Origin of the sequence: Vibrio sp. 10N.222.48.A3, from assembly GCF_041475345.1 — a bacterium.
Taxonomy (GTDB): domain Bacteria; phylum Pseudomonadota; class Gammaproteobacteria; order Enterobacterales; family Vibrionaceae; genus Vibrio; species Vibrio tasmaniensis_A.
On record NZ_JBFRVX010000540.1, the window covers coordinates 1 to 8797 of the forward strand.

Annotated in this window: 8 protein-coding genes and 2 pseudogenes; 1 reads left to right on the top strand and 9 read right to left on the bottom strand. The window is 42.6% G+C overall.

Annotated features, from left to right (window positions below):
- Positions 1-809, top strand: a pseudogene (locus tag AB4653_RS15560) (3-phosphoshikimate 1-carboxyvinyltransferase); the annotation flags it as partial.
- Here the strand turns inward: AB4653_RS15560 and AB4653_RS15565 are convergent.
- From AB4653_RS15565 to AB4653_RS15605, 9 genes and pseudogenes are all read right to left on the bottom strand, one after another.
- Positions 792-1442 (bottom strand): annotated as a pseudogene (locus AB4653_RS15565) (type II secretion system F family protein); the annotation flags it as partial. The pseudogenes AB4653_RS15560 and AB4653_RS15565 sit on opposite strands and share 18 nt — an antisense overlap.
- Positions 1443-1445: 3 nt before the next feature.
- Entirely contained in the window at positions 1446-2411 is a 966-nt protein-coding gene (locus AB4653_RS15570; protein WP_009847491.1) for a type II secretion system F family protein, read from the bottom strand.
- Positions 2412-2421: 10 nt separating this feature from the next.
- Positions 2422-3873: a CpaF family protein gene (locus AB4653_RS15575; RefSeq protein ID WP_009847492.1), complete on the bottom strand. Its 1452-nt coding sequence runs from the start codon at positions 3871-3873 to the stop codon at positions 2422-2424.
- Positions 3874-3908: 35 nt separating this feature from the next.
- Positions 3909-5123, bottom strand: a complete 1215-nt coding sequence (locus AB4653_RS15580; protein ID WP_009847493.1) for an AAA family ATPase — start codon at positions 5121-5123, stop codon at positions 3909-3911.
- A 1-nt stretch (position 5124) separates the two neighbouring features.
- The gene (locus AB4653_RS15585; RefSeq protein ID WP_009847494.1) at positions 5125-5625 is read right to left on the bottom strand and encodes a TadE/TadG family type IV pilus assembly protein; all 501 of its coding nucleotides are present in this window, start codon (positions 5623-5625) and stop codon (positions 5125-5127) included.
- On the bottom strand, positions 5625-6053 hold the full coding sequence (locus AB4653_RS15590; RefSeq protein WP_009847495.1) for a TadE/TadG family type IV pilus assembly protein: 429 nt from the start codon (positions 6051-6053) through the stop codon (positions 5625-5627). The genes AB4653_RS15585 and AB4653_RS15590 overlap by 1 nt, the downstream gene beginning before the upstream one ends.
- Before the next feature lie 2 nt (positions 6054-6055).
- The gene (locus AB4653_RS15595; protein ID WP_009847496.1) at positions 6056-7321 is read right to left on the bottom strand and encodes a Tad domain-containing protein; all 1266 of its coding nucleotides are present in this window, start codon (positions 7319-7321) and stop codon (positions 6056-6058) included.
- 14 nt (positions 7322-7335) lie between these two features.
- On the bottom strand, positions 7336-7605 hold the full coding sequence (locus AB4653_RS15600) for a hypothetical protein (protein ID WP_032555265.1): 270 nt from the start codon (positions 7603-7605) through the stop codon (positions 7336-7338).
- The coding region (locus tag AB4653_RS15605; RefSeq protein ID WP_372104662.1) for a type II and III secretion system protein family protein at positions 7595-8797 on the bottom strand (1203 nt) is incomplete at its 5' end. The genes AB4653_RS15600 and AB4653_RS15605, both read right to left, overlap by 11 nt.

Sequence of the window (8797 nt, forward strand, 5' to 3'; positions counted from 1 at the left end):
GCCTTACGTTACAACCAATTCAGAAAGTGAGCGGGGAAGTTAACCTACCTGGCTCAAAAAGTGTTTCTAATCGTGCGCTTCTTTTGGCTGCACTTTCAACGGGAACAACTCGCCTAACAAACTTACTAGACAGTGATGACATTCGTCATATGTTGAATGCATTAACACAGTTAGGTGTTGATTATCAGTTGTCTGCAGACAAAACAGTTTGTGAAGTGACAGGTGTTGGTGGTGCATTCTCAAGTGACAAAGCCCTAGAGCTTTTCTTAGGTAACGCGGGTACAGCAATGCGTCCATTGGCTGCTGCACTTTGTTTAGGTCGCGGTGAATACGTTCTTACTGGTGAGCCACGTATGAAAGAGCGTCCAATTGGTCACTTAGTGACTGCTCTGCAAGAGGCCGGCGCCAACGTCGAATACTTAGAGAACGAAAATTACCCACCGCTGAAGATCACGGGTACTGGGCTAAAGAGTGGTACAGTTTCTATCGATGGTTCTATCTCTAGTCAATTCTTGACGGCATTTTTGATGGCTGCACCTTTAGCTGAAGGCGAAGTGACCATCAAAATCGAAGGTGAATTGGTTTCTAAGCCTTACATCGATATTACGCTGCATATCATGAAGCAATTTGGTGTGGATGTTATCAACAGTGACTACCAAGAATTTGTGATTCCAACTGGGCAATCTTACATAGCACCCGGTGATTTCTTGGTTGAAGGTGATGCATCATCTGCGTCATATTTCCTTGCAGCCGCTGCTATCAAAGGTGGCGAGATTAAAGTGACAGGTATTGGCAAAAACAGTATCCAACTCATCGGCAAGTTCGGGCTGTGAAATGTATAGTTCGTTAGCAACTCGTCCTAGCGCAGCATTAAAACCAAGACCGGACTCTGTACAAACCACCAGCAGATCAAGAGCATCTGGTACACCATTCTTGATCTTTCTCTGTCTATCTTTTTGCATTTTACTCAATATAAAATTGGGTAAAAACGTACCGACAAAGATACAAGTCACGATCAATAAGTTGTTGTAACTGCCCCCTATCGCTAAATAAAACACCATAAATGCACAAACAAACCCGACAAGGGCTGACAGTACTTTGAAAGCATAAAAGACAGAAAGCGCACTTTTTTCATGGTATCCGGCATGCATGAGTTTTTCTGAGTAAGTTTCGTTGTCTTTTTTATTCCCTCGTCCAATAAATGGCGTTAACGACTCTAACGTATTGGTAAAATCGTAAGGTTTTCGACTACTCGTATGACGACCACTGGATATCTGCTTTAGCTTTTTATCCAACGGGGAGCGAGTGCCTACAAAAAGAAAACCAAGCGTGAGGGTCAGTAACATAGTGGTCAGCAAGATCATCCCGTACAGTAAGGCTTGGCTACTGATCCCGAACTCAGAGAGTGCTTGCTTCCATACATCTAAATCAAAGAATTCCATAATCTATATCTCGATATTTATTATTTTTCTTATCCACAACGCCCCAATAGCCAACAAAATAACCCCAATACTGACCATCGATATTCCTCTAGGGTCGGTATACAAAGGTTCTATGTATTCTGGGTTTACGAATTTAAGGCCGAAAAACAGAACAAAGGGAGAAAGAGTCAGTATCCAGGCAGAAAGCCGACTCTCAGCAGAGAGAGTTTTGATTTTTCTTTCTAGTTTAAAACGCGCTCTCAGTACTTCAGATACTTTTTGCAGATTCTCAGAGAGATTCCCCCCAGTCTCTTTCTGCAGCATGACTGCACTAGAAAAAGCCAACATCGAAACCGTGGGTGCTCTTTCTGTCATTTGCATAATAGCGAGCCTCAAATCGTAACCGTAGTTCAACAAGTTGTAGGTGTTCTTAAATTCAACGCCAATAGGTTCAGGCATCTCCTCACCCACCTCATTGAAAGACTGAACCAATGGCTGACCTGCTTGTAAAGCTCTCCTGATAATATCCAAAGCTTCTGGTAACTGTTCTTCGAATCGTGCCATTCTGTATGTCACTCTGTTTTGAACAAACAAGTAAGCAACAACCCAAGCAAAGACAAAAGCCGCTACACAAATGAACCACACTTGATTTGATACTAAAGCAACCAAAGCCAACAAAGTGGCGCACAAGAACACAATCAATAAGAAGCGACTTAAAGTGATCTTCAGCCCCGCTAATTCCAGCATACGTTTTAGGTCTGCAAAGAAAGGAATGACAATCAACTTCCGGTCAAGTGGTGATAGTTCTTTGTTGTAGTGATCTTTTAAGAGCGACAAACTCTCTTCATCAATATTTCTTTGTGTCTCTTTTAAGCGACGAGTCAACTCTTTGTGCTTAGCTTTTTTTCCGGCAGCTGGCAATAATAAGGCTTGTGAAATAAACAACACCGCAACAAACAATAGAACCAATGAAACTGTTACGCTATCCATAATCCGCTCCTCAGCTATGTGATTCGGTAAAGAGCTCAAACGGCAAATCAAGACCACGCTTCACCAATTGGTCATGAGACTGAGGCACCACACCGGTTGCTGTGTAATAACCTAAAATATTGCCATGCTCATCGACACCTTGACGCTGAAAGTGGAAGATCTCAGACATCGTGATGACCTCTCCTTCCATACCATTTATCTCTTGAATGCTCACCATACGGCGCTTACCATCTTCCTGCCGCTCCATCTGCACAACTAAATGGATAGCAGAAGCAATCTGCGCTCTGAGGTTTTTGGTAGAAATGTTCCAACCAGCCATCGAAAACATATTCTCAACACGGCTTAGAGCATCACGGGGGGTATTGGCGTGAATAGTGGCAAGAGATCCATCATGACCAGTATTCATAGCCGCTAACATATCGACAGCTTCGCTACCACGCACCTCACCAACCACAATTCGATCCGGTCGCATACGTAAGGTGTTTTTTACCAATTCTCTTTGACTAATCTCCCCTTTCCCTTCTAAATTAGCAGGGCGGGTTTCTAGGCGAATAACATGGGGTTGTTGAAGTTGTAACTCGGCAGAGTCTTCTATAGTAATGATTCGTTGGTCTCGAGGAATGAAACCAGAAAAGATATTCAGTGTGGTTGTTTTCCCTGACCCCGTCCCTCCTGAAATCAAGATATTAAGCTCACCTTTCACTGCAGCCTCCACAAACTTAGCCATTTGTGGAGAGGCTGATTTATACTCCAGTAAATTATCCATAGTTAAGCTATCCACAGCGAAACGTCGTATGGATACCGATGGGCCATCTAAAGCAAGAGGTGGGATAATCGCATTCACACGAGAACCGTCGGCCAATCGAGCATCCACCATTGGAGAAGCCTCATCAATTCGACGCCCCACTTGGCTAACAATACGGTCAATGATGTTTCTAAGGTGTCGGTCATCTAAGAAAGTATAGGGTGTCTTTTCTAATTTCCCCCCTCGCTCAACGAACACACTCTTAGGTCCATTCACGAGAATATCGGATACCGTTTTATCTGCTAATAACGGTTCTAACGGCCCCAGTCCAAACACTTCATCCTCGATTTGCTTGATAACTCTTTTTCGACCTTCAGCACTCAGGGCATGACTTTGATCGTCAGCCATTAGCTGAACAATCGCTTCATGGAGGTCGACTTTAGCACGCTCTTTATCAAGGCTAGAAAGCAAACCAAGGTCGAGTGTTTCTAAGAGCTGCTTATGGAAATAGTGTTTAATTGATAATTCTTGTTCTAAGACTTTTTTTGCTTCATTAACCGATTTTTCTTGTTCTTCTCTGGCATCTAGCCCTTTTAAAGCAACTGAATCACTAGCATCACCTTGAGGAAAGGCAGCAACGTTTTCGCTCTCCTGCTGCGAAAATTGTTCTGCTTTTTTTTCAAACTCCGGATTTATATTTTTTCGTTTAAAGAACATAACGATCCCTCATCTATATGCTTAGAACAAACAATCTATGAAAATATCTTTTTGAGCCAACTCTTCTCTTCTTGTTCCGGAGGAGAAAGGATGTGAGATAAATCGATGATCGACCGTGTAATCGAACTCTTCTTTTTTGACTCAACCAAAGGCTGACCTAAATTGGCACTCTCTAGTGCCACTTTAAAATCGTTAGGCATTAAATGGATATCATGCTTTCCAACGGTCTGTTCTATATCCGATAATTTAATGGTTTGTCGTTTCTCATAACGATTTACGATGATCTCTATTGCATCTTGTTGTAATCCGTACTCAAACTTCAGCGTTCTTACTAAACGGTTACTGTTTTTAACAGACACTAAGGTTTGTTGAGCAACAAGTAGCACCTTAGTCGCAGGGGAGATAGCCGAAGCAAAGATATGATCCAAGCCTCGAGAGAAATCAATGATAATGTAGCGATAGAAACGGCGTAGTACAGGTAATAACTTTCCAATTTTCTGGGCGTGCTCATAATCATCCGCGTTGTTTTCATGCTTGAAACTTAAAACATGCAACCCAGATGTATGCTTGTTCACTAAACTTCCTAACGACATTTCATCCAAATCATTAGAACTGTCGATGGCATCCGAAATACTGTAGGACGGCGTGATATTCAAATATTCTGGAATAACACCAAACTGGAGATCAATATCAAGCAACAGCACCTCATTCGGGTGATAACTTGCTATTTCTACGGCTGTATTGAGCGCTAAGGTTGTCGCCCCCATACCACCTTTAGTATTGATAAATAAAAACACTTCACCATAACTAGAGTTTTCAATTTTCTCCGCTGCAGTTTTCTTAAGTAGCGGTAAAAGACCTGAAATTGAAATGTCATGAGATAGAAAATCAGAAGCACCAAGTCTTAGCGCTATTTTCAATGAGCCGTTATCACTCTCATCACCAAACACAACTAAAGATAAATCATGCTCTTCTAACTGTAGGTTGTAGCTTTGAAGATCCACCATTTTCTGAGCCCAACCACCACTTGCTTCAACAAAAATAAGATCGGGAGCATCTATATTTTTCACATACTCTTCAGTCATACCTAGCAAAGAAAAAGAGTCGATATGAACATTTCGACAGCGTTTTAATTGCTGTCTCATATGTGCATGAAATTTTTCGTTGCTATAGATAAGCCATACATTCAAGTTGGTTTTAAGGCGAATCGCATCGTCTTCACTTGGTAAAATATCAATTGCTTCGCCCATACTACCCACCCTGTACTGGTTCCGGACACCTTGTCCTAGTATTTGTTTCAGCCTTTATCACACCCAAATTCTCAGCTGGTAAAATTGTCTCAAACGCAGGGGCAGTAAGAAAACCATTGGCCCCTAAAAAGCTTAGGTTACTGATCAGTTGAATGCCATAACCTATAGCTCTTGCTCTAACAAACTTGATCGCACTCAGGTTCGCTTCGAAATCAGAAGTAATTTCAACGCCAGAAGCATCTAAGTACGCGACCTCCAAATTACTATCACTAAAGCCTAGTAGTGGTATGTCTTCTACGACAACCCCCGCAATGTTATCGCGATCTAGCACGTAACAAACGGTCGCTAACCTAGCTGCTTTTCTGGTCGCCTCATTAACAATCTGCAATGAAAATACGTAAGCCCCTAAAGCTAGAATCAGAAAAATCAGCAAAAACACCAACCAAGAAACAATCGTAAATTCGATGATGGCTAAACCGCTATGTTTCTTGATTGACTCCATCAAAAAACCCTCATCACGGACGACACACTCAAGGGAATTGATAAACTTTCAGATGAAAATGGGACAGATAAGAAATGAGGAACATACTCATAATTCACCGTTATTCTCACATAACTGTCCGCAGTGGGAGGAGTAACAACCACATCAGAAGTTGCAAGACTAGAAAGTATGGCTGTACCTACCGTGTTTTTCCCGTAAACCACGATGTTTTGAATTTCCGCAGTCGGCGCCAATGCTCCACCTTGTGTTCCATAAACTTCGCTAACTGCGTATCGAGCCCCATTTTGAACCGATTTAGATATCACATTGTAATGAATTAGAATGTTTCCCAACTCAAGAACCAACACTAAGAAAAACAATAAAACTGGTGTTGCAATCATCATTTCAATAGCTGCGAGACCTTGCTGCTTGTTTAATTTCCTATTCATAACTAAGAGCCTCCCCCATCAGGGTCTTTATACAAAACAATTTTGTATGGACCTTCAGTTGATGATTCAGAACCACCAGAGCCACCAGCGACACTACAAGAATGTATAAACTCACCAAATACTGCTGGGGTTCCTGAATTGTTACTTGGTGCCTTTTGCAATAAGAAGAAACACCCTATTTTCTGCACGGTAAAACTGGTTACTCCACCACTTTTACCCGAACAATCGACCATCGGAATTGGAAGAATGCGTCGCCATGCTGTACCACCAGAAACACAACCCGAACCATTGTTTGTAATACATGCGTTTGTGTCTGACTCATATTGAGCATAGGTATAAGAGCCATCAAAATTAATGTCGCCCGTTTTTTTATCTATCTTAATTTGGGAGTTAGGCTCGGTAGTGACATAATCAGAAGGATAAGCTGAACTTGATAAACCACCACCATAATCACCAAAGCGAGTGTTCAACCCATCAGCAGTGGGGCCGACAGTTCCCCCGGGCTTGGTAGTGACACTATCGCCAATAGCTACGGAGTAGTCGTAATAACCAGCCAACGCCTCTTTTACTGTTTTTCCCCCAGACCCAAAGTCCAGCAAGTGATAGTTACCATTCCCCATTTGTGACAGTTTTTTATCACCCACTTTTAGAGCATGAACGGTTCCTACTTCATAGCCAAATACATTGGTAATTGCTTCACCGGTCGCATCATCATAGCCGTCTTCATTGATGTCATTATCTGAAGTTCCATCACCAATACATACTCCAATAGGTACAATGTTGTTGACGACTTGCAGTCCAGAACTAGGCCCAGCAACCGCTGTTGCCGATACATCTTTAGCTAAACCAAACATCTGAATGAAAAATTCATCCATATCCAGTGAACTAACATTAACGCGAACATAAACATCATCATCAGCACCAAACGTAGTTGTCCCCGCAAAACTTTGAGGGTCATTGGAGTATTCAACACTTACCACTGCTGTAGAAAAATTAAATTCATGATTACCAGAAGCTCCCGCCATAGCATTCAATGTTGATGTAACTTCTGCAGATACCGCAGCCTGGTCTTTGCTGTTATCCAATATAGTGGCTGCAGCCAATGCAGCGGAGTCAACCGCATTCTGTAAGCGCGTTTTATTCACTAGCATATGGTTGATGTCCACCGCCAAAGCAGACACCGCAAGGAATACGAGTAACGCAATGGTCACAAAGATGACCACCAAACCTCCCTGCTTCTTGGGACTATTTGATACTTGATACGACATAAAGTACCTCCACGCTAATTAAAGCTTTGTAAAACCTGGCTATTATTTCCGGAAAGATCCTCATCACCTTTGCCCACATAGCTGTCATAACTAGCTTGCATACGCTCACCAGTCCCATCAGGTAAAACTTCCAAGTTCTCTTGAGTCGCGTTCGGGTTGTACGTTTGTTCCACTTTCAACTGAACAACCGACTGCCCTAAAGGCGCGTCATTCGCACAACCAACTAATACCAGTGCGAGAAAGACCATCATTGTTCTAATCATATCTATCTCCTTACAAATCATGACCGAATGAACCTTCACTACCACCATCAGTTGGTGTGATAGGTTTAGAAGAACTTACATTACTGTTGTCTTCAGAATCAGAAGGCTCAGCAATATAAGCGCTTCTACCTAACAAGTAATATTCCAGGTCATTCGGGTCAACAAAGGCATCAGTTGGCAGTGTGACTTTGCTTCTGTCTACGGGTTTAGCGAGCCTAGGCGTAACAAGAATGACAAGCTCTGTTTCGCCAGATACATACTCTTGACTATTGAAGAGCTGACCTAAAATTGGCACATCCCCAATACCTGGCATTTTGTTACTGACGTCCCGCACGTTTTCACTCAGAAGCCCCGCAATACCAATAGTTTGTCCATCCGCAAGTTCAAGCGTAGAAGAGGCACTTCGACGTGTGATTGGAGGGATGAAATACGTCGCATTCGTCGAACCAGGGTCGATAGTCAATGAACTGCTGTTCGCAATTTCACTCACATCCACAGCCAAGTTTAGATTGATCTTTTTATCACTCAGAACCGTTGGGATAAATTTCAGACCGACCCCATACTCTTTATATTCAATCGTAATACCATCTTCATCTGGCACAGGGATAGGGAATTCACCACCCGCTAAAAACTCAGCCTTAGATCCACTTAATGCGGTTAAGTTAGGTTCAGCTAATACTTTCGCTACACCATTCTGTTTTGCTACATCCAGGGCGAATGTAAACAGGGTATTACTATCAATGAACGAGCCTAAAATCCCGTAATCAGTAGAGGTTGGAATATCAAAGACAGGCGTAGCCCCTAATACACCAGCAGGAACCGATGATGCACCCCATGAAAAGTTAGAGCCACTGGTCTGGAAGAAGTGGAAATTGGCATCGAACTTTCTCACTAAGCTTCGCTGAACCTCGGCGACCGTCACTTCTAACATGACTTGTTGAGCGCCACCAATCGACATTAAATTGATGACTCCGGTGGCAGCAACTTGCTCACTACCACTCTCTTTAGAGTCGTCTGCAGCTTGCCCTGCTGCGTAAGTTTCAGCAATTCGCATGGCAACATTCATCTTCTGTTGGTTGCTAATTTGCCCACTCAGTAACAAACGATTCTGCGCGCTGTGAACCTCTATAGTCTCATCAGGAAGAAACTCATACAGCTTGGACTTCAAACTATTTAAGTCATGAGTGACCTCGATATTAATCGACTCAATCAA

Coding starts and splice junctions, on each gene's coding strand:
- AB4653_RS15570 (WP_009847491.1), bottom strand. CDS start 2,411: ATGGATAGCGTAACAGTTTCATTGGTTCTATTGTTTGTTGCGGTGTTG.
- AB4653_RS15575 (WP_009847492.1), bottom strand. CDS start 3,873: ATGTTCTTTAAACGAAAAAATATAAATCCGGAGTTTGAAAAAAAAGCA.
- AB4653_RS15580 (WP_009847493.1), bottom strand. CDS start 5,123: ATGGGCGAAGCAATTGATATTTTACCAAGTGAAGACGATGCGATTCGC.
- AB4653_RS15585 (WP_009847494.1), bottom strand. CDS start 5,625: ATGGAGTCAATCAAGAAACATAGCGGTTTAGCCATCATCGAATTTACG.
- AB4653_RS15590 (WP_009847495.1), bottom strand. CDS start 6,053: ATGAATAGGAAATTAAACAAGCAGCAAGGTCTCGCAGCTATTGAAATG.
- AB4653_RS15595 (WP_009847496.1), bottom strand. CDS start 7,321: ATGTCGTATCAAGTATCAAATAGTCCCAAGAAGCAGGGAGGTTTGGTG.
- AB4653_RS15600 (WP_032555265.1), bottom strand. CDS start 7,605: ATGATTTGTAAGGAGATAGATATGATTAGAACAATGATGGTCTTTCTC.